General features: G+C 45.1%; 16 protein-coding genes. 3 read left to right on the top strand and 13 right to left on the bottom strand.

What is annotated here, in order from left to right:
- The first annotated feature begins 47 nt into the window (after nucleotides 1–47).
- Nucleotides 48–314, top strand: coding sequence for an HU family DNA-binding protein (locus DW896_RS18860; RefSeq protein ID WP_005830643.1), 267 nt, complete (start codon nucleotides 48–50; stop codon nucleotides 312–314).
- 155 nt (nucleotides 315–469) lie between these two features.
- A complete protein-coding gene (gene argS, locus DW896_RS18855) occupies nucleotides 470–2,287 on the top strand; it encodes an arginine--tRNA ligase (protein WP_005834435.1) in 1,818 nt (605 codons plus the stop codon).
- A 141-nt stretch (nucleotides 2,288–2,428) separates the two neighbouring features.
- Here argS and topA read toward each other — a convergent pair whose 3' ends face one another.
- From topA to DW896_RS18835, 4 genes are all read right to left on the bottom strand, one after another.
- A complete protein-coding gene (gene topA / locus DW896_RS18850) occupies nucleotides 2,429–4,831 on the bottom strand; it encodes a type I DNA topoisomerase (RefSeq protein WP_005834437.1) in 2,403 nt (800 codons plus the stop codon).
- Between the two features lie 145 nt (nucleotides 4,832–4,976).
- Nucleotides 4,977–6,608: a TonB-dependent receptor gene (locus DW896_RS18845; RefSeq protein ID WP_009037632.1), complete on the bottom strand. Its 1,632-nt coding sequence runs from the start codon at nucleotides 6,606–6,608 to the stop codon at nucleotides 4,977–4,979.
- Nucleotides 6,609–6,623: 15 nt separating this feature from the next.
- Nucleotides 6,624–9,668 carry a tetratricopeptide repeat protein gene (locus DW896_RS18840; protein WP_009037633.1) on the bottom strand — a complete coding sequence of 1,015 codons (3,045 nt, stop codon included), beginning with the start codon at nucleotides 9,666–9,668 and terminating at the stop codon, nucleotides 6,624–6,626.
- 104 nt (nucleotides 9,669–9,772) lie between these two features.
- Complete coding sequence (locus tag DW896_RS18835; protein WP_009037634.1) at nucleotides 9,773–10,312, bottom strand: NUDIX domain-containing protein; 540 nt, start codon at nucleotides 10,310–10,312, stop codon at nucleotides 9,773–9,775.
- 106 nt (nucleotides 10,313–10,418) lie between these two features.
- On the opposite strand from DW896_RS18835, the gene DW896_RS18830 reads away from it, so the two are divergent.
- Nucleotides 10,419–10,910: a 3'-5' exonuclease gene (locus DW896_RS18830; protein WP_009037635.1), complete on the top strand. Its 492-nt coding sequence runs from the start codon at nucleotides 10,419–10,421 to the stop codon at nucleotides 10,908–10,910.
- Between the two features lie 37 nt (nucleotides 10,911–10,947).
- On the opposite strand, the gene DW896_RS21555 is transcribed toward DW896_RS18830, so the two are convergent.
- From DW896_RS21555 to DW896_RS18785, 9 genes are all read right to left on the bottom strand, one after another.
- Entirely contained in the window at nucleotides 10,948–12,525 is a 1,578-nt protein-coding gene (locus DW896_RS21555; RefSeq protein ID WP_009037636.1) for a bifunctional serine/threonine-protein kinase/formylglycine-generating enzyme family protein, read from the bottom strand.
- 9 nt (nucleotides 12,526–12,534) lie between these two features.
- Nucleotides 12,535–13,587: a PP2C family serine/threonine-protein phosphatase gene (locus DW896_RS18820; RefSeq protein WP_009037637.1), complete on the bottom strand. Its 1,053-nt coding sequence runs from the start codon at nucleotides 13,585–13,587 to the stop codon at nucleotides 12,535–12,537.
- Between the two features lie 19 nt (nucleotides 13,588–13,606).
- Nucleotides 13,607–14,170 (bottom strand): FHA domain-containing protein, encoded by a 564-nt coding sequence (locus DW896_RS18815; RefSeq protein ID WP_009037638.1) that lies wholly within the window; start codon nucleotides 14,168–14,170, stop codon nucleotides 13,607–13,609.
- A 19-nt stretch (nucleotides 14,171–14,189) separates the two neighbouring features.
- Entirely contained in the window at nucleotides 14,190–14,909 is a 720-nt protein-coding gene (locus tag DW896_RS18810; RefSeq protein ID WP_157131992.1) for a caspase family protein, read from the bottom strand.
- A gap of 18 nt (nucleotides 14,910–14,927) precedes the next feature.
- On the bottom strand, nucleotides 14,928–15,836 hold the full coding sequence (locus tag DW896_RS18805) for a hypothetical protein (protein ID WP_009037640.1): 909 nt from the start codon (nucleotides 15,834–15,836) through the stop codon (nucleotides 14,928–14,930).
- 34 nt (nucleotides 15,837–15,870) lie between these two features.
- The gene (locus DW896_RS18800; RefSeq protein ID WP_009037641.1) at nucleotides 15,871–16,356 is read right to left on the bottom strand and encodes a hypothetical protein; all 486 of its coding nucleotides are present in this window, start codon (nucleotides 16,354–16,356) and stop codon (nucleotides 15,871–15,873) included.
- Between the two features lie 141 nt (nucleotides 16,357–16,497).
- On the bottom strand, nucleotides 16,498–18,261 hold the full coding sequence (locus tag DW896_RS18795; protein ID WP_009037642.1) for a protein kinase: 1,764 nt from the start codon (nucleotides 18,259–18,261) through the stop codon (nucleotides 16,498–16,500).
- 12 nt (nucleotides 18,262–18,273) lie between these two features.
- Nucleotides 18,274–19,935, bottom strand: a complete 1,662-nt coding sequence (locus DW896_RS18790; RefSeq protein ID WP_009037643.1) for a serine/threonine-protein kinase — start codon at nucleotides 19,933–19,935, stop codon at nucleotides 18,274–18,276.
- Between the two features lie 30 nt (nucleotides 19,936–19,965).
- On the bottom strand, nucleotides 19,966–20,730 hold the full coding sequence (locus DW896_RS18785) for a hypothetical protein (protein ID WP_243634832.1): 765 nt from the start codon (nucleotides 20,728–20,730) through the stop codon (nucleotides 19,966–19,968).
- Nucleotides 20,731–20,830: the final 100 nt, after the last annotated feature.

Here is a 20,830-nt window from a genome sequence, read left to right as displayed (position 1 = left end):
AAAGTAAAAATATCTTTTGTGTAACATATTAATTAATTTTAAGCATTATGAATAAGGCGGAACTTATTAGCGCTATGGCAGCGGAGTCTGGTTTGTCAAAGACTGATTCAAAGAAAGCATTGGATGCATTTATCGCATCAGTCACTAAGGCAATGAAGGCCGGTGATAAAGTATCATTGGTTGGTTTTGGAACTTTCAGTGTGGTGGAAAGAGGAGCGCGTATGGGTATCAACCCCTCTACTAAAAAGCCTATCGAGATTGCTGCAAAGAAAGTTGTTAAATTCAAACCAGGTACGGAATTGACAGCTGAATAAGAACAGTATACTCAACATACAAAGAGGGGACGTTTTACAAGGAGCGTCCCCTCTTTGTATGTTGAATATCTTGTGAGGCCATAAAAACAAGCCTGCTTGTTTTGTACTGATTTCGGTTTACGCTATCTTTGCACGCAGGAAAATACATTTGAATCATGAATATAGAACAGAAACTGGTATCGTCCGTCATCGGCGGACTGAAAGCGCTTTACGGACAGGATGTTCCTGCCGCACAAGTGCAGTTGCAGAAAACCAAGAAAGAATTTGAGGGACACCTCACGCTGGTTGTATTCCCTTTTCTCCGTATGTCCAAGAAAGGACCGGAGCAGACGGCCCAGGAAATCGGTGAATACTTGCAGGCAAACGAGCCTTCGGTTGCAGCATTTAATGTCATCAAGGGCTTCCTGAACCTGACCATTGCCTCCTCTGCGTGGATAGAATTGTTGAATGGCATTCATGCGGACAAGCAGTACGGTATCGTGGCTGTTACTGACAACTCTCCATTGGTGATGATTGAGTATTCTTCTCCCAACACCAACAAACCGCTTCATTTGGGCCATGTACGCAATAATCTTTTAGGAAATGCGCTGGCTAATATAGTGGCTGCCAACGGTAATAAGGTAGTAAAGACAAATATTGTCAATGACCGTGGAATTCATATCTGCAAGTCCATGTTGGCATGGCAGAAGTACGGAAATGGTGAAACTCCCGAATCATCCGGCAAGAAGGGAGATCACTTGATTGGCGATTACTATGTTTCCTTCGACAAGCATTATAAAGCGGAAGTGAAAGAACTGATGGCCAAGTTCCAAAGCGAAGGCATGAATGAGGAAGAAGCCAAAGCCAAGGCGGAAGCTGAATCTCCTTTGATGAAGGAGGCTCGTGAAATGCTGGTAAAGTGGGAGGCCAATGACCCGGAAGTACGTGCGCTCTGGAAGAAGATGAACGACTGGGTGTATGCAGGTTTTGACGAGACTTACCGTATGATGGGTGTAACTTTTGATAAGATATATTACGAATCAAACACGTACCTCGAAGGTAAGGAGAAGGTAATGGAGGGCCTGGAGAAAGGCTTCTTCTACCGGAAAGAAGATGGCTCTGTATGGGCAGACCTCACGGGTGAGGGGTTGGACCACAAGCTACTGTTGCGTGCGGACGGTACATCCGTCTACATGACGCAGGATATAGGTACTGCCAAACTCCGCTTTGCAGATTATCCCATCGACAAGATGATTTATGTGGTAGGCAACGAACAGAATTACCATTTCCAGGTATTGTCCATCCTGCTCGACAAACTGGGCTTCGAATGGGGTAAAGGGTTGGTGCACTTCTCTTACGGTATGGTGGAACTTCCCGAGGGCAAGATGAAGAGCCGCGAAGGTACAGTAGTTGATGCTGACGACTTGATGGCGGAGATGATTGATACAGCCAAGGAAACCAGCAATGAACTGGGTAAGCTGGATGGTCTGACAAAGGAAGAGGCAGACAATATCGCCCGTATCGTTGGTCTGGGTGCCTTAAAGTACTTCATCCTGAAAGTGGATGCCCGCAAGAACATGACATTCAATCCAAAAGAGTCCATCGACTTTAATGGTAATACGGGGCCGTTCATCCAATATACTTATGCACGTATCCAGTCTGTTCTCCGCAAGGCAAAAGAGGCCGGTATCGAAATCCCTGCCCAGTTGCCTGCCGGCATTGAACTGAGTGAGAAGGAAGAGGGACTGATACAGATGGTTGCCGACTTTGCCGCTATTGTGAAGCAGGCAGGTGAGGACTACAGTCCGTCCATCATTGCAAACTATACGTATGACCTTGTGAAGGAATATAATCAGTTCTACCATGACTTCAGCATTTTGCGTGAGGAGAACGAAGCAGTGAAGGTATTCCGCCTTGCATTGTCCGAGAATGTAGCCAAGGTGGTACGCTTAGGTATGGGATTGCTGGGAATTGAGGTGCCGGATAGGATGTAAACATTGTACTATAAAAGAATAAGCCCGAGGATACTTCTTCGGGCTTATTTTTTTATAGTGCAATATTTATTCTTGTGGTAGAAATAATAGAAGTTTAAATTATCGTCTCCTTTCTCCCATTTTATACGTGTAGACTAAGTCCTATTTTGTCTTGCTTGTTTTGGCAGTTGCCTTGGCGGTTGTTTTAGTCGTTTTCGTTGCTTTCACCGCCTTTGCAGTCCGCTTAGACTTGCCCGTATCCTTGTCGCTTTGCAGTTTCACAATTTCCAGACAAGCCTGAAGGTTCAGGTCTTGAGGGATGATGTCTTTAGGAATCTTGTAGTTGCTGCCTTTATAAGCGATGTAAGGGCCATAGCGTCCATTCAGGATTTCCAGTTCCGGTTCTTCCTCAAACTTCTTGATATGTTTCTGGGCTTCTGCTTCTTGTTTCTTTTGCAAAAGTTCAATAGCTTCTTCCAGCGTAACAGTCATCGGGTCCATTGTCTTGGGTAATGAGGCATACAAGCCGTTGTTCTGGATATAAGGTCCGAAACGTCCCGCACCTACGACTACATTCTTGCCTTCGTACTCTCCGAGAGTACGGGGAAGTTTGAACAGCTCCAGCGCTTCTTCCAGCGTAATGGTCTCGATGGACATTTCTTTTTTTACCTGGGCGAAACGGGGCTTTTCCTCATCTTCGGCAGTACCTATCTGTGCTACTGGGCCGAAACGTCCGATTTTTACAGACACTTGTTTTCCGCTGACGGGGTCTGTTCCTAGAATCCGTTCGCCTGCCTTGTGGGCGGTTTTCGCGGCAAGCGTGTTCTCCACCGAAGGATGGAATTTCTTATAGAATGTTTTCAGAATGGCGGTCCATTGCTTGTCACCTTCGGCTATTTCGTCGAATTGCTTTTCGACGCTCGCTGTGAAGTTGTAGTCAAGGATGTCCGGGAAGTACTCTATCAGGAAGTCATTGACCACAATACCGGTGTCTGTCGGCATCAGTTTTGACTTTTCGGCTCCGGTGATTTCTGTATGGTTGTTGTCCGTTATTTCATTACCCTGCAGGTTAAGCACATTGTAGGTGCGTTCTTCACCTGCTTTTTCTCCTTTTATCACGTATTCGCGTTGCTGGATGGTGGAAATGGTAGGAGCATAGGTAGACGGACGTCCGATACCCAGTTCCTCCAATTTGCGCACAAGGCTTGCTTCCGTGTAGCGGGGAGGGTGTTGGGTGAAACGTTCGGTAGCAGTGATACCTTCATGTTCGAGCTTCTGTCCTTTTTTCAGAGGGGGCAGTAGGCGTGCCTCATCTTCCTGGGTTTCTACGTCATCATCGTATGATTCGCGGTAGACACGGAGGAAACCGTCGAATTTCACCACTTCGCCGGTTGCAGTGAAAGTCTCCGTCTCGTTGCTGATAGCAATGGTTACGGTTGTCTTTTCCACTTCGGCATCTGCCATCTGCGAGGCGATGGTACGTTTCCAGATGAGGTCGTACAGCTTTCTTTCCTGCGGGGTACCTTCTATCTTGGCATTCTCCATATAGGTGGGGCGGATAGCTTCGTGGGCTTCTTGCGCTCCTTTGGTCTTGGTGGCGAAGTGGCGGTTGTGTACGTAACGTTCGCCCATCAGGTTGGAGATGGTTTCACGGCTGGCGTTGACGGCAAGTTCGGAAAGGTTGACGGAGTCGGTACGCATGTAGGTTATCAATCCGGATTCGTACAGACGTTGCGCCACCATCATGGTCTGTGCCACGGTGAATCCCAGTTTGCGGGCAGCCTCCTGCTGCAAGGTAGAGGTGGTGAACGGGGCGGCGGGAGTTTTCTTCAGCGGACGGGTAGTGATGTCGCTGATGGTAAACGTAGCTGCTTTACAGCTCTCCAGCAATTTCCGGGCTTCTGCCTTTGTCTTGAGCCGGTGCGCCAGTTCGGCTTTCATTTCCACTGTTTTGCCGTCAGTGTCCGGAACGAGGAATACGGCGGTAACACGGTAGGATGCTTCGGTTTGGAATGCATGTATCTCGCGTTCGCGCTCTACAATGAGACGGACGGCTACGGACTGTACACGGCCTGCAGAAAGGGCAGGTTTCACTTTCTTCCACAATACCGGTGAAAGTTCAAAACCTACGATACGGTCCAGGATACGTCGGGCTTGCTGGGCATCGACCAGGTTGATGTCAATGTCACGGGGATTTTCTATCGCTTTCAGGATGGCACCTTTGGTGATTTCATGGAAGACGATACGTCTGGTGTGTTCCGGTTTCAGTTTCAGCACTTCGTACAAGTGCCATGCGATGGCTTCCCCTTCGCGGTCCTCATCGGAAGCCAGCCATACGGTTTCTGCCTGCTCGGCTTCTTCTTTCAACTGGGTTACGAGTTTCTTTTTATCCGCCGGTATCTCGTAATGCGGTTTGAAGTCTTTGTCTACGTCAATACTGAATTCTTTTTTCTTCAAATCACGTATATGGCCGTAGCTGGAAAGGACTTTGAAATCTTTTCCAAGGAATTTCTCGATGGTTTTTGCTTTCGCCGGAGACTCGACTATGACAAGGTTTTTCTGCATAAATTTCTGTTTTTTAGTGACTCCCGCCACTGAATTCGCCCGCAAAAGTAGGAAAAAAAGATTCTTCCCACCTTATAATATAAGGAGAATTTAGCAAAAATGACCTTTTTTGTTCAAATTAGAGCTTCGGCTTGTGCTACCTCTATTAAAAGAGGAAGCTTACTCCACCTAAGAAACTGAGACCTTCTGAAGGGTATCCCCAGTAGTACTGGTAATCTTTGTTCAGCAAGTTGTTCACGCGCGCATACACGGAGATTCCTTTGAAGAGTTCGTAGCTGCCGTTTAGATAGAGATTGCTGACGGGGTCTGCCTTGTTGCCCTCCACGCCTTGGCGTGAGATGTGCTGATAGCCGATGCCGACAAGCAGTGGGGAGATGGGGCGTACCTTGAGATTGAGATTGCCTTCTACGGCCGGTTTGAAACTTACTACGACATCAGAACCGTCTGAGTCCGTTGTCCAATGGCGATAGACGGCATTGGCGGCGAGATAGAAAACATCCTTGTAGTTGTAGCTCAGGTCGGCTCCGGCATAGAGGTTCTTGGTGTCTTCTGTGAGGAAAACATTGCTTATCCCGTCGGACTTGACAGTCGGAGTGTCAATCAGGTCGTTTTTCAAATCTTGATACCCGCCGTATAGGTTGAACCACAATCCGCTGACCGGACTTGCCTTGAAGCCGATGGCTGCGTTGAGCTGTTCGTAGGTATTGTCAAGCTGCTGGTTTGTAATGCCATAAGGCGTAATGGTTTCCAGACGGCGGAAATCGTTCTGTAGCCGTCCTCCCTTACCTTGTGCGTAGAGGATGTAGCTGTCCGAGAAGATGTATTGTATTTCTACGTCGGGAGCGGCGCGGAACTTCTTGCCGAAGCCGAAAGCCAGGTCGACGTGTGCGCCGAGACGTATTTTCCAGTCGTCATTCTGAAAGAGATAGTATGGATTGAAGTCTACGTCGGTGTGATTCTCGAAACGTCCGTCGCTGTAGAATGTATTGTCCATGGCAAAAGCCATGCCGATGGTCTGCTCATCGGAGATGGAACCGGTGACATCGGCTTTGGTACGCACGATATTTTCTTTGATATTGCTCACCATGAGGTCGTGTTGGCGCTGGTAGACCAACAAATTGGTTTCGGCACGGAATTGGAGAGGCATATCGTCGCTCGTGGAACTTACCCCGAAATGTACATCACCCGAAACGAATTTCTGCTTGTTGCTGACGAAGTCGGGCAGGAAGTTGAAATTGCTTTGGTTGAACTTTCCGGCAATATTCAAATCGACTTTGCTGAAGGCATGTACATAATCCATGGCAGCATGGGTACGGTAGTAGAATGAATTCCACTTCCCGCCATTATCCGGCAAGTCCAGTTTGCCATCCATGCCATCCATTGTGAATGTCAGGTTGAGGCGGTCTTTGGGGGATAAAGAGAAGAGGTAGTTGGCGCGTACATCGAGGTTACCGTAGTTACCGTATCCCAAGCGTACATATCCGGGCAGCGCTTTCGCCTGCGTCTCTTTTCCGGTATAGGCTTGCATGATACCTGCGGGGATTTGGGTTGCCGGCATCAGGGTGGCGTCATATTCCACCGCCTTTTTGCTGACGGTAGGAGGTTCCACCCTGGGAAGCACGTTCACTTTGGAGGCATCCATGATGTCCGGATTATATTCTTGTTCCACGACTACCGTACGGTTCATGGTGGTGTCTTGGGGTTGTGTCTGGGCTTGTGCTCCCAAAGAGAGGGAGACAAGCATAGTTCCTGCGAGGATATATTGTATCTTTTTCATAATGTGCTATATTTCTTACTTCAATTTCTCCAGTCTTTCGTTAATCATGCTTGCTATATCGTCGTCGGCCTGGTAGTTCTGCTGCAGGCTCAATAGGTATTGGCGTGCATCGAGCTTCTTGTCCATGGCTACATATACATCAGACAGAAGGATGAAACTGCGTGCCAGCCAGTAGGCATACGGTGTGCTTTGGTCGATGAAATTAAGGATTTCCTTTTCTGCAGAGGCATAATTACCGGCATTGTACCATTGTAATGCCACCAGATATTTGGCTTCGGCTCCATAAAGGGTACGGGTGTCTTTGGCCAGCAGCTGAAGGTCATCCATTGCCTTCTTGTCGGCTTTCTGGTTGAGGTATGCCTTGGCACGGTAGTACAACGCCTCGTTCCGGAGCTCCGGAGACAGCTTGGCTTCGGCAAGCAAGGCTGTGGCGGCGTTGATGACTTCCGCATCATCATGCATCAGTGCTCCACAGCGCAGTACACCGATAGCGCCAAGCTGGCGGCGCTCTGCCGTGGTGGCTTTGGCCTGCAATTTCTTGTAGTCGGCCAATGCCAGGTCATATTGCTGGCGGTTGAACAGAATTTCTCCATGCATCAGCAAAGCCTCTTCAGAATATGGGTTATCGGGGTATTCCAGCAGTTTTCCGGCATGTTCCAATACCGCCTCTTCATCTTTCTGCTCTTTGCCTATGACGCAGAGGTAGTAGTGTGCATTCAGGCTGAAAGCGCCTCCCGGATAACTTTGCAGATAACGGGTGAAGCTCTCTTTGGCAGGTGTGGCTTCGCCTTTCATATATACTTTTTCGGCAGCGATGTAAGTCAGCGAGTCTTGCTCACTGGGTTCGAAGCGGATTTCTCCCGGCATCTGGGCGGCAAGGGCGGCAAACTCGTCCACGCGGTTGGCATCTACGTAGATGGACTTCAAGTCGCGCATGGCAAGGCGGGCTTCCTCGCTTCCGGGATATTGGGTGACCACATGCTTGTAGGCTTCTATGGCACGGTCATAGTCATCGTTCTGGTAGTAAAGCAGACCGATTTCGGCGGCGGCTTTACGGCTGACGGGGCTTTCGGGGTATTTGGCAAGCAGCTCGCGGAAGGTGGCGATAGCCTGGCGGCTGTTGTTGCTCTGTACGTAGGAGCGTCCCTTCTCGTAGAGGGCATTGATGGCGTAGGGCGAGTTGGGATATTTGGCTGCAAGTCGGTCCAGCATGCTCACCTTTTCCGTATAGTTTTTCTGCATGCCATATACCAGTGCTAATTGATAGACGGCATAGTCTCCGGCGGGAGTGTTCAGGTTCTCGGCTTTGGCGTAGTATTGCTTGGCTTCCTCGAAACGGCGGACGTGCAGGTTACAGTCACCGATGCGGTTGTAGGCATCTGCCAATGCGGTCGGGTTTTCGCCTTTCTCCAGTTGGACAAAGTTGCGGAAACGGTTCTCTGCCGTCGAATAGTCTTTCTGGTGGAAAGCGATGTAGCCCAGGTTATAGTAGGCAAGGGCAAACATTTCCGTATCCCTCTGCCGGGTGAGTGACAGATATTCGTTGAAATTGCGGGCAGCTTCTCTCATCCGGTTCAGGCGGTAATAAGACTCGCCGAGCCAGTAGAGGGCGTCTGCCTTGGTCTGGAGGTTGTATTGCCCCAACGTGACGCTTTGGTTGAAGTAACCGATGGCTTGTTCGAACTGCGTGTTGGCAAAAGACTGGGTCCCGAGTTGGAACAGAATCTTTTGTTTGGCTTCCAGAATGGCTTTGCTGGGATGGGAGATACGGTCGATGGACTTGAGTGCGGCATCATAGCTGCGTGTATTCATGTATACTTCCACCAGGTAGTTGCTGACCTTTTCGGCATAAGGAGAGTTCGGGAACTCGTTCAGGAATTTCTCGAAGACGGTCACCGATTCGCCGAAAGCGGAATAGGAGGTCTCGTGAATGCATAAGGCGTAGTTATAGGCGGCTTGTTCCTTGACTTTCATATCGGCGTTGGAGGCGGCAGCCTGCTCGAAGGCCATACGCGCTTTGGTCTTGTCTGCCAGTTGCAGATAAGCCAGTCCCATGTGCAGGTATGCGTTCTGCGAAAGGGCATCGTTTTCGGCAGTCACTCTGCCGAGGACGGAGGGGACTTGCGAATACACGCCGCATTGATAATAGGACATTCCCAGCATGTAAAGGGCATCCCTTCTATGAGCGGCAGATTCGGCATTGTGTTCTATATATTGTCCGAAGGACTTTACGGCTTCGTGATACTTCCCGAAATGGTATTCGGCTGTACCGAGGATACGGTTCAGCTCCGCCGTGTGGGTGTAGCTCAGACCGTCGGGATGGGCTGACAGTGCATTCTGCGCCACGATTTCCGCCTTGTCGTACTGCTTCTTCAACAGATAGATTTCGGCGATGTAATAGGGAACCAAGTCCTTGTATTTGGCATTGTCCTGCAAAGGCAGGAAACCGCTGAGCGCTTCGTCATACCGTCCTTGGGTATATCGGATATAAGAGATGTAGTAAGCACAGTCCGCTGTATACTTGCGGCTGGTGCTACGTAGCGTCTCGAACCAGATGGCTGCTTCCTTTACGTTGCCCGTTTTCAGGTAGCAGGTGGCAAGGCGGTAGGTCATGTCGTCTCGCTCCTCGGAACCCAGCAGGTCGAGGCGGACGGAGTTGAACATGGCGAGGGCATCGTCATAATTGCCTTCGAAGAAGTAGGCGGAGGCAATCAGGGCGTAGATGCGGTTGGCATGGGGAGTATCGGGATATTCGTCCAGGAAGGCACGGAGCAGGTCTATGCTTTTGGGGTCTCTGAGCTCGTATGCGGCGCATACCAGCATGTATTCCGCTTCTTGCCGCTCGCCGGTATCGGGCAGAGGCTTGCCGTCTGCATTCATCTGGCGTACATAGGCTTGCAACGGGGAGATGGCGGCAGCATAGGCCTTTTGCTGGAACAGCGTTTGTCCTTCTTGGTAGAGTCGCTTGGGAGAAGTACTCTTCTCGCTTGTTTGTGCTGAGGCGAGTAAAGGTGCGCAACAGAGTGCTGTGCACAATATTCGGGAGATTTTATGTTTCATCTTCTTTTGTTAGAATAGGTATTTTACAAAAATACGGGTTTTAACCCGGAAATGTTACACTTGTTTGGCTTTTTTAGGATATATACCATAATAGGAACGAATAATCATTCGCTTTTGTTCTTCCGCATGTCTTCCAGGAAGATACCCACTCCTTTGCGGATGGAGCCGAGTCCGAACTCTTTCGTACGGATATCTTTTAAGGGGAGGAAGAAGAGGTCTGCCGCGTCGTCCATCGCCTCGAAGTGCAAGGTGTCCTCCACCGTACAACGGAAAAACATATCCAGCGTGTGTACGGGGAAGCCGGAATAGATGTAGATGTTGGGCAGGGAGAAGAGATATTCGGCCTTTGCCACCTTCATGCCGGTTTCTTCTCTTACTTCGCGGGCAACGCCTTCCTCACCGGTCTCGGTCATGTCGATGAAGCCTCCGGGGAGGTCCAGCGTCCCTTTGGCAGGCTCTTTGGCGCGGCGGCACACCAGCAGCTCGTCGCGCTCGTTCAGTATCAAGGCGACGGTGGCGGAAGAGGGGTTGAAGTAGTAGACGAAACCGCAGTCGGCGCACTGCTTCGACTTCTCGTTATGAACTTCGAAATGGGCTGAACCGCATTTCGGACAATATTTGAATTGCGAAAGTGGATGTTCCATGATATTTTAGTCTTTGTCCGGGGGACAAAGATAATGGAAACCAGGTGTAGTATGAAAGGAACGGAGTGAATTTTTCGTATCTTTGGCGACTATAAAACCATATCGGATGAAAGATTTTGCTGCCATTGATTTTGAAACGGCCAACGAACAGCGTACCAGCGTTTGTAGTGTAGGAGTGGTTATCGTACGTGATGGAGAGATTGTGGACCATTATTATAACCTCATCCGTCCCGAACCGGAGTATTACACTTATTGGAATACCCGCGTGCATGGTCTGACGTTGGCAGATACCCGGGATGCTCCTATCTTTCCCGTTGTGTGGCAGGAAATAGCTCCACGCATTGAAGGCTTGCCATTGGTAGCGCACAACAAGGCCTTTGATGAAAGCTGCCTGAAAGCTGTTTTCCGTACTTACTGCATGGATTATCCGGATTATGAGTTTCATTGTACTTTGCAGACATCACGTCGCGTCCTGAAAGGATTGCCCAACTATCAGTTGCACACAGTGGCAGCTTGTTGTGGCTACCAACTGGAGCAACACCACCATGCATTGGCGGATGCGGAGGCTTGTGCATGGATAGCCAAACAAGTCATATAAAGGAGGAAGTTCATGTGGAATCCCGCTCCGTAGCTGTTTATAAAGCCAATCGTAATCCTATGCTTGCGTCATGATACACTTGGCTATTATTGTTTCTACATGAAACACGGCATCTTCGTGGTGATGATAAATAGCATCCGCCTCGTAGACTCCGGTTTGAGCCATATTCATAGAAAGAGGAACACCATTCTTGAATGTTTCCGCTCATGTCATACAATCCCAATTCATTCGGTCTTTTTAAAGCCACGGGATGGGTGTGATGTTCACTGTTCCCATCATACCATGCAACTTCATCAATAGAATTTGAACCGGCGTATTTATACCCTTTGCTTTGATTTCCTCCTCGTGCCGCATACTCCCATTCTTCTTCGGTTGGAAGACGGAACTTGCGTCCGGTAACATTGTTTAGTCTTTGAATAAAATCTATGCAGTCAATCCATGATATATTCTCGATAGGAAGATTCTCCTCTTTGGATTCCGATTGATAGTTTCCCATAATCGCATTCCATAATTTCCGGGTAACAGTGGTTTCTCCCAAGTAGAAGTTCTGTATATCCACTCTTTTGTTGCTTTTTTCGTCACTATAGGCTTCGTGCTCTTGTTCTGAAGTAGCTCCCATCATGAAAGTTCCTGCTTCAACGAAACACATTTTGAATAAAATTCCTTTTACGTCAATTGATAGATATTGGTGGTCTGTCCTTTTTTGTATAACCGTGTTTTCCTTAGAAGAAGATGTACCGTCTTGAGGATGTTCATGAGGCTCCATTGCTATCAGGGACAGAAATTCCGTAATAGATTGTGGCCTTTGTTTGCGTGCTGGAGCCATACACTTTTCTATTGCAGTTGCTATTCTGGGGGCTATATAATCTGGAATTGTTAATCCTTCGTCTACAATGTCAGAAGCTTCGGGCGGTGTTTCTCCTGTCAGTAACTTATACATGGTAGCGCCTAATGAATAAATGTCTGTACTGGGCATGAACATGCTTGTACCACCTTGTCTATATTGTTCTATGGGGGCATAACCTTTACTGATTCCTGTAGGAGTGGTGCTCGTTTGACTTCCGTCTATATCATATCGTTTGGAAATTCCGAAATCTATTAATACGGCATCTTCCTCACCTCTGAGCAGAATGTTGGAAGGTTTGATGTCTAAGTGTAAAATCTTCTTTTGATGGATATACTGTAATGCTTTAGCTGTTTGGCAGATGTAGTTTAATGCTACCGCGGTGTCTAACTTCCCTTGCTTCTGTATTAACCTGTCCAAAGAGTCTCCGTCAATATATTCCATTACATAATATGCAGTTGCATTTTCCTCAAAAATGTCATGAATGCGGATGATATGCGGATTGTCCATCTGGGCAATGGTTTGAGCTTCTTTTATGAATTTTATTCGGAAACGGTCCACTATATCTCGACTACCTTGTGAGCCCAGAAGAACTTTGGAAGTAGTCTCTTCGCGTTCACAGTATTCTTTCATAAAGAACTCTTTAATGGCGACAGATCGGTTCAGTCCCGTCTGAAGCCCTAAGTAAGTAATGCCAAAACCACCTTGGCCAAGTACTTTTTCTATTTTATATTTGCCTCCTTGCAGAGATGTTTCCGGTAGTAGCTGCATATTCTTGGATTATTCTTGTAATATAGTGTTTTCTATTTGGTGATTTGTCTTGGAATGCTCTTTCTCCCCCTTTATAGCTTTCAACAGAACGAAAGAAGCGGCGTAGATAACGATAAAAAGTAATATGGCGAATGCAAGAATCTTGACAATCGGCAGCCTGCGCTTTTGTCTCTTATCCTCTTTAGTTTCAGCGCTCTTTTTCCCCTCTCTTTCGATTGTCCTTGTTCCAGCAGTCATGACACGGTTGTCCGGAACGGATTCTATAGGACTTTCTTCTTTGCCTTTTGCTTCTTTTGTATAATTATCCGGAATTAAGTCTAAAATATGAATAAGAAATGCAGAATGATTATCCCGGTTGTTTTCACTGACCTTGGTCAGGATTTGTATTTTTTCATCATCTGTTGTGTCAGGGTCAGAGAGGATATTCAGCAAGTCACTATCGTCAGTTTCCTCTAACATGCCATCCGAGCACATGAAGAAATAGTCACCGGGGCGGATGTCTGTAATATGTTTTATGTCTGCTTTAGGACGTCTTTCCAGGTTGGGTTGCATGGCACGGGTAATGACATTCTTCTGCTTTGAGGTTTTCATCTCTTCAAGGGTGATTTCACCGATGTCATATAGGTCGTTTATCAACGAGTGATCTCTTGTGTGGAAAATGTATCTTTCAGAAGGTCGGATATGATAGATGCGGCTGTCACCGATATGGGCAAGCAGGCATCCGCCACTATGAAATTTCAGAAGAGTCATGGTGGTCCCCATCTTTTTGGCGGCACCATTATCCTTTTGGTCTAATGAATCATAGGCTGCATTGAGCGCCTCGTTAAATTGCTCGTCTGTGAAAGCCCCTTCCGGTGAAGTTTGTGACAAGATGTATTCACTCATCGTTTGGCATACTGTCTGGCTGGCAACCTCACCCGACTCATGACCACCCATTCCATCGCATACGATAAACAGGCGGTCTTCTGCCGTTACTTCACCTGATACGGGGAAGATGGAATCTTCCTGATTGCTCCGTTGTCCCAGTTCGTAGATAGCTAAGGGGTTTAAAACATATTTCATATCCAATTTTGTTTTAGGTTTAAATGATTGTATCATCTTCAGAAAGAAGTATGAATTTCAATGTCGTATTCGACATTTTTATGATTTCACCTCCATGCAGTATGATACGGTCGCCATTTTCAATTAATCCAGAATTGATATAAGTGGCATTTTTGTTTTGAGCATTCGAAAAATAGTGTATATAACCACCGGTTTTCAGTTTGCGTACCTCAATAATGGAATGTGAACGGCTCATTGTAAGGTCATCTGTATCAATCTGTACAGTGGCGTTTGATGTTTGTGCCTTTCGTCCGATTGTATTTATTCCTAGGGATAAAGTATATATATGACTTGTGCCAATTTTCTGAAGTTTGCCGATACTCTGATTTTTTGAATGGTCAATGTGGGTTTCATCTCCCATGGTGGTGTCATCATTTTCATTTGGTGGAGTATATTGTTGTTTGGGAACTTTGTAGTCAATGTACTTTGATGCCTTTTTGCATACTGGGCATGGAATACTCTTGGTTTCCAGGCCTGCTATCTTTTTTATAGTCAGAACGGCACCGCAGTTCGGACACTTGATTCTTAATAATTCTGATTCCATTTGTTCTATTCTATTATTGTTACCATATCATTACCGGCATAGAATCGCTGAACTTACCCCACATGACAGGGTGCTGCTTGTCCCTTGACAGCTTTTTTACCCCTTGGCTGACAAATTCGAAAAGCTCTTTAGCTGTGATGATCCGATCACGGTTTATGTCGGCTCCGCCTCGTAGTCCCCGTTGCAGGCATGTTGTGAAGAACCCGTTTTTCATGGAAGGAGACTCTATAGAGACTTCATTTTCACGGGAAGAAAGGAACAGCATTACTTTTAACGAAGAGGGGGATATATTCGATGAGTTTCTACGTGGTTCTCTCATCTTTCCAGAGAAACATGCATCTGCAAATATCATTTTGTTCTTGGCTGCACTTTTTGCCATTGTTTTCTTGATGTCTTGATAAGTAATCATTGCATCATAGCCCACAAATCCACCTTTATATCCATGACCACTAAAAAAAAGGACAATGATGTCTTTGGCTGAGGCTTTATTGAAAATTCGCGTCATACTGCTTAATACATTACTTCGGGTGGCTTGTGCATCGGTTAATAATATTGTTTCTGCTTTCTGATTTTTCTGATATATCCATTGTATGGTCTCTGCATCTTTGGCAGGCAATGTTAAATCATTCTCTGTGCCGGGATAGTCTGCAATGCCTACGGAAACTAAATATATATTCTGTGCCAGGCTTTGCAGGCTAAACAAGCATATGCATATCAGTGAAAATAATATCCGCTTCATTCTCATCTTGTCCGTTGATTAGGCAAATCCGCTGGAGTCAGCATCATTAATATAATCAGGCATATCTGCCAGATAATCATCCGAGGGTATTGCATCCATCTGCTGCTGCAAATCGGCAACTTCCAGTCCTTGGTCTTGTATGTTGTAGACTTCATTTTCGCTGATTACTCCATCTCCATTTACATCGGCTCCCATCAGGTCGAAAGTGCCGTTATGATCCACATCTACCACATAAACTTCTTGTCCGTTTATTTCCAGTTGTCCGATGGTAACCATCGAGCCGTCATCCATGGTTTCATCACTGATTCCTACAATCTGAACTTCATCTTCAACGTGTGCATTTTCATGTTCCACATTGACTATTTCCGGTTCTTCCGTTGCATGATGTTCCGCTACATTATGGCTCTCTTCTGTAGCGTGTTCTGCTGTCTCGTGATTTCCCGAACCACTTGCTCCATAGGAAACGCGGCTTCCGAATTCTGCCCGCTGTTCTGGTGTCATGTCACTCCATTCATTGGCGTAATATGTACCGTATACGCCACCGTGCCATTCAAAGACTCCTCCCGGTCCTACCTCCTGGCGCGCTGCTGCAAAGGCTTCGCTGAAAGACATATCGTCACTGACTGTTGCAACCGGTAACCCTTCTACAGAGATGTGTGAGTCTGGAGAAACGGGAGTAGAGCCATGGCTTGTTGCTGACTGGCTGCCGTGGCTGGGAGCGTCACTGTCATTGGCGGCACTGGAAGAGCTGGTGAAAAAGGTACTGGCGGCACCTAATAAAATTCCAGATATGCCACCTATTGTTACATGTTTCCATGAACTGTCTTTTTTCGCAGGCTGTTCCTTTGAGGTGCTCTGGTTGTTGTTCGGCAATGTTTCTTCGTTGTCGTTCTGTTGCTGGTTAAGAATGGTGTCTTCTGAGTTCATAAGGCTGATATTTTTTAGTATTAATAATGTCTTTTCATATAGAAAACAGCTGACTGTCTTCTACAATGGTATCATCACTGTATATAGCATTGTCCAGCAAAGGAATATCCATCGTTTCTCCTGCTACCCAGTCCATGACGTCTTGCATATCTGATTGAAAGATATCTCCTTCGTCTGGATATTCAATGTCTTCGATGACAATTTCATCATTCTCCGTACTGGCCATGTCTATCGCTTCACTTTCAGCCGGAGAAAGAGGGTCTATGGTGTAGGCTATGTCTGCAGTGACGGGATCTGATATTTCTATAGATACAGTTTCTGGTTGTATCATCTCATCAGTGCTGCTTTCCTCTACAATTTCCAGTGTCTCGTTGTCTTCATTAGAGTCAGTTTCCCATGCTCTTGTTGAATAAGCTGCTGCTGCAAAAGCCGCTCCTCCTATTGCTGCTCCCGTGCTTGCGGCTACTCCAAGATTCTTAGCGTATTCTGATTCTGAGACTTTTAACTGCTTCTTTTCCATAACCAATGTTTTCTTTTATGTTTCAAAGATATTGATTTGAAATGATAACCTATATAAGGATTTGTGTATATTACATGAAATGCGGTGATTCTTGTATGAAATAACCGTATAGGTGGTCATTCTCAAGCTGATGAGGTCGTTTTATTCATCAAAGAATGTTTTTGCTGTAGAAGTGACGTGGTTCTTGACTTTGCTGATGGGTATCACAAAGGAGGGAGCGCCTGCTGCGTAACTGGCAATTTCATAGGGAGCATACGAGAAGAAAACACCATCTTTTGTAATCCATGGGTCTGTTTCGGGCAGAGGGAGGTTGTTGATATTGTATAATTCGTTGTTCAGTTGAAGGTTGTCCATCAGCTCGTCATCGGTCACTACCCCGAAATATTTTTTCAAACCAGCTTTTATGTCGTTTTGTATCGCATAAGGGCGCATAATCATGTCTTTTGAGAATTTTTTCCCATCAATTTTCCGAAAGGTGACACCTACGGCAAAACCATATCCATGAGCGCCACCGGCATATGCGTAGCAGTCTTTGATATATGTGATGATTTTGCTTGTCTCATTGGCTTTTTTTATATCTGTGGTTGAATAACCGTCTTCTTCATTGTTGTCTAACCCTTTCGTATAATATGCAAAGAATGTTGCACCGTCGTTCAAGTCGCCGTCGTAAGTTCCTCCAAGTTCTTCATTAATCCACTCTCTGATGTTTTGTAACAATATGGCATTACCTGAAGTGGGATAGTCTATATTCAGCTTGTTGGTACCGGTAGAGGAATCTACCTCTTTGGAGTACCTTTTTGTCTTCAAGTCATTATTTGACGGTGCTTCGTTTAATGGTTCTTCATAGGGTATGGGCATATTATCCTCTGTAACGACATCAGGCATATTTACTGCACTGCTTTGATTCATGACATAAATAACACCAATCACTGCAGCTACTAATAAGGCTATAAGAAGTGTTTTGCCAACTATGGAAGATCGTTTCTTATCTTTCTCCTTTTCAACAGTACCGGAGAAAATTGTTTCTTCTGGAGCGGCTTTTCTTTCATGTATTATCGTAATGAATTGTTGTACCGAAGCCGGGCGGCTTTCTTTTATTGGTTGCATGGCAGTTCTGATTGCCTTGTCAATCCAGGGAGATATGGTAGAGGGTAATTGTGGGAGTCCATGTTGTGATATGTCTATAGCACTGGGTGGCGTTTGCCCTGAAATCATTTTCAGCAGAGTAGCTCCAAGAGCATAAATATCCGATTGTGGTGAGAAATTGTTTACGCCGCCTGTATTGTACTGCTCCAAGGGGGAGTATCCATGGCTGATACCAACTGGAGTGGTTGTTGTACCGTCACCAGTTTCAGGATCATACTGCTTCGATACGCCAAAGTCAATTAAAACAGTTCTATGCTCCTTTTCATCTATCATTATATTGCCAGGCTTGACGTCTAAATGGTTTATATGGCGCTCATGGAGATAGCTTAAGGCTTGTCCGATACTATCAATGATGGAAATGGCTTCCGTCTCATCAATTTTCCCTTTGGCATTAATTTCTTGTGCCAACGATTTTCCAATGATATATTCCATGCTATAGTAGGAAGTGTCATTCTCCTGAAATACGTCAAGCACTCGTATAATATTCTTGTGATTGAGGTCTGAGATAATCTTAGCCTCTTTTAGAAATTTCTTTTGAAACTTCTCTACAAATTTTTTCTTACTGGTTGTTGGCACTGTTACTGTGCCCGACACATTGTCACGCTCACAATATTCTTTAAAGAAAAACTCCTTTATAGCGACTTTTTTGTCGGTTAGCGTTTGGGTGGCCAAATAGGTGATGCCGAACCCTCCTTGTCCTAAGACTGTTTCTATTTTATATTTTCCTCCTTGCAGAAGAGTTCCGTTTTGTAATTGCATAATCTATAAGATTTATTGATGTGTTATATGGTTGATTGCGAGTAGTAGTATGATTGTTGCAGAAAATAAAATCGCATGAAGCTTCTTTCGAGGTGATAACCAAAATATGAGCAAGTCTGGTAAGATGACAAGGCTTGTTATGGTGATAATTCCTCCTACTCCTATGTTGGGTCCAATTATTAGCATTAGAGTCATGACTCCAGCAAAGATGGCCATAAAGCTTTCTTTTGCTATGCTTATGACCTTTGCTCCCTCTTCAGGGGGCGTTTTATTAGAAACTACTGTGAGAACAGTTTCGTTGAAAGAAGGAATTTGGGAAGTGATGGCCCTTTGAAGCCTTGAGAACATGCCATGCCAGTTTTTGGGCAATTCATCGGTGCGTAATTCATCTAAAGCCTCATACTCCACCTTTATATCTGCATAGGATTTTTTTGTAGAGAAGAGGGAGAATCGCATGCGGTAAAAAATATCTGGTGCATTATCCACTTCATAATTGAATGAGTCATAAGCTGTTTGTAAACTTAACTCTCGTAGGTTTGATAATAGTTTTTTGAATTTTTGAGAGGTATATGGATAAGTATAAGTCTGTATCTTGGTTTTTGGTATAGTGAATGCTTTTACGGTAAGTGCAATAGAGTTTGCGGTGATTATAATATCTGTAGAAAAATTTCTATCACTTCCCATGAATAACTTTTCTAATGATAGGGTTATTTTGTTTGTTTCCGGCAAAACTATCAATGAACTATCTTCAATAAGAGTGGTGTCTTCTGCATGACTTCCTTCAATTTCCTGGATAAAAGTTTCTACAGTTTGTGTTCTTGCATTCTTTTCTGGTTTCATTGCATGCCGTATGGCAGTAATGGTCTTGTTACTGATGTTTCTTTCTTGCAATTCGGCTTCCGGAAAGCCATAGTTCATAATATTAGAAGCATTGGGAGGCGTTTTTCCGGTCAATGTTTTAAATAATGTAGCTCCTAAGGCATAAATATCGATTGTTATAGGAAAACCTTCTCCATCGCGATAACAGCTTTGTTCAATTGGGGCATAGCCTGGGGTGCCATATCCGATGGCAGTACTTGTTTCAGGTTCTCCTTGTGAATTGTATTGTTTGGAAAGACCGAAATCGATTAATACTATAGAACCATCTTTACGCCGCATTATATTCTTCGGTTTTAGATCAAGATGCAACATCCTATTGTTATGCATGAATTGCAGTGCTTCCCCTATTTGACGGATGCATGTCAAAGCTTCTGATTCGGAGAGACCGTTTTCTGCTTTTATATAAGAATCAAAACTCCCGCCTTCTAAATATTCCATTACGTAATAGCAAGTATTGTTTGCTTCAAAAGCTTCCAGGATGTCTACAATATGTGGATGTTTGAGTTTTGAAAGATTCTTGGCTTCCCGAAGGAATTTTGTTTTATATTCTTTAAAAGCCTTTTCATTGGAACAAGTTACAGTAGTGCCCTCCCTACCATTGAAATTCTTCTGAAAAAATTCTTTTATGGCTACTTGTGTATGGGTATTTAGGCAACCTAACTCTCCTTGAAGTTGTATTGAAGCAAGATAGGCTATACCGGAAGACCCCTGGCCTAAAATACCTTCAATCTTGTAATTGTAGGAATTACCAGATAGAATAGTACCTTTTCTTAATGATTGTTGAGTTCCTTGCATATTAACTTTGAATTTTGTTTTAAATGTTGGTCACTTTGAAACGGGACGGACAGAACATCCAAGATAGCGAAGGGTGAAGCTTAGCTGATATTGGGTGTTGCTGAAAGAAAGGTAGTTTGAATATCCCGTGGAGTATAAAGTCCCTGACCAATAATAGCCAAAGTTTTTTTGACTGCCAATGTTAGTGCCATAGCGTTGACCTACTGCTGGTAAGAAAATGTAATTTCCACTGGGGCCTGTTATCATATACCCATTGCTCCCTTTATATGAAGTCCATTTCCATGAACATTTCTCGCATAATTCCAACACTTCATTTTTTGTGGGTAAACGCCAGTTTTCTCCCCATTTAATGTGAGCTATATCATAATTGGTGCCGCATATATTGGAGGGTGGATTGTTGTTGGGATAATCAGTATTATTTGTAGATGTATTGTTTCCTGTTGGGTCTGCCCAGCCATATAAGCCTCCATAATCTTCCGGAGAACTTGCACCTACATTCCAACTTGCCCATTTTACACTTAATCCTAAATCAATTGGTTGGGCCGGAAGATTAGGGATTGGATTTTCTATTGCAACTGCTGTATCAGAGTTCTGAGCAGGCACATTGTAGCTTGTTTTGTTTATTACAAAAATAGAGGTTACCAACAATATTAATATTGCAATAAACCATATTTCCCGGTTTGAAAGATGATTGGCTCGTTTGGGAGGAATGTTGGGTGAACCCGGTTCTTCTTCTGCCTTTGGGGAGATAGAGGGAATTATAGTTGTTTCAGATTCTTCTTCATTATACTGCATTGATGGCTTATTGTTATTAGTCAATAACGATAAAAATTCATCAATGCTTTGTGGAGAGGATGTAAATTAAACTGTGTCAGCAAGGAATAAAGTATTAACT

Origin of the sequence: Bacteroides sp. AM41-16, from assembly GCF_003603495.1 — a bacterium.
Lineage (GTDB): Bacteria > Bacteroidota > Bacteroidia > Bacteroidales > Bacteroidaceae > Bacteroides > Bacteroides uniformis.
Note: the sequence above shows the minus strand (reverse complement) of the source record. Positions and strands in the feature narration are given on the sequence as shown.

Excerpts from the sequence above, each read along its gene's own strand:
- DW896_RS18785 (WP_243634832.1), bottom strand. The coding sequence starts at position 20,730 with ATGCAGTATAATGAAGAAGAATCTGAAACAACTATAATTCCCTCTATC.
- DW896_RS18860 (WP_005830643.1), top strand. The coding sequence starts at position 48 with ATGAATAAGGCGGAACTTATTAGCGCTATGGCAGCGGAGTCTGGTTTG.
- DW896_RS18795 (WP_009037642.1), bottom strand. The coding sequence starts at position 18,261 with ATGCAATTACAAAACGGAACTCTTCTGCAAGGAGGAAAATATAAAATA.
- argS (WP_005834435.1), top strand. The coding sequence starts at position 470 with ATGAATATAGAACAGAAACTGGTATCGTCCGTCATCGGCGGACTGAAA.
- DW896_RS18840 (WP_009037633.1), bottom strand. The coding sequence starts at position 9,668 with ATGAAACATAAAATCTCCCGAATATTGTGCACAGCACTCTGTTGCGCA.
- topA (WP_005834437.1), bottom strand. The coding sequence starts at position 4,831 with ATGCAGAAAAACCTTGTCATAGTCGAGTCTCCGGCGAAAGCAAAAACC.
- DW896_RS21555 (WP_009037636.1), bottom strand. The coding sequence starts at position 12,525 with ATGCAGCTACTACCGGAAACATCTCTGCAAGGAGGCAAATATAAAATA.
- DW896_RS18800 (WP_009037641.1), bottom strand. The coding sequence starts at position 16,356 with ATGGAAAAGAAGCAGTTAAAAGTCTCAGAATCAGAATACGCTAAGAAT.
- DW896_RS18810 (WP_157131992.1), bottom strand. The coding sequence starts at position 14,909 with ATGAAGCGGATATTATTTTCACTGATATGCATATGCTTGTTTAGCCTG.
- DW896_RS18835 (WP_009037634.1), bottom strand. The coding sequence starts at position 10,312 with ATGGAACATCCACTTTCGCAATTCAAATATTGTCCGAAATGCGGTTCA.
- DW896_RS18815 (WP_009037638.1), bottom strand. The coding sequence starts at position 14,170 with ATGGAATCAGAATTATTAAGAATCAAGTGTCCGAACTGCGGTGCCGTT.
- DW896_RS18820 (WP_009037637.1), bottom strand. The coding sequence starts at position 13,587 with ATGAAATATGTTTTAAACCCCTTAGCTATCTACGAACTGGGACAACGG.
- DW896_RS18790 (WP_009037643.1), bottom strand. The coding sequence starts at position 19,935 with ATGCAAGGAACTCAACAATCATTAAGAAAAGGTACTATTCTATCTGGT.
- DW896_RS18845 (WP_009037632.1), bottom strand. The coding sequence starts at position 6,608 with ATGAAAAAGATACAATATATCCTCGCAGGAACTATGCTTGTCTCCCTC.
- DW896_RS18830 (WP_009037635.1), top strand. The coding sequence starts at position 10,419 with ATGAAAGATTTTGCTGCCATTGATTTTGAAACGGCCAACGAACAGCGT.
- DW896_RS18805 (WP_009037640.1), bottom strand. The coding sequence starts at position 15,836 with ATGAACTCAGAAGACACCATTCTTAACCAGCAACAGAACGACAACGAA.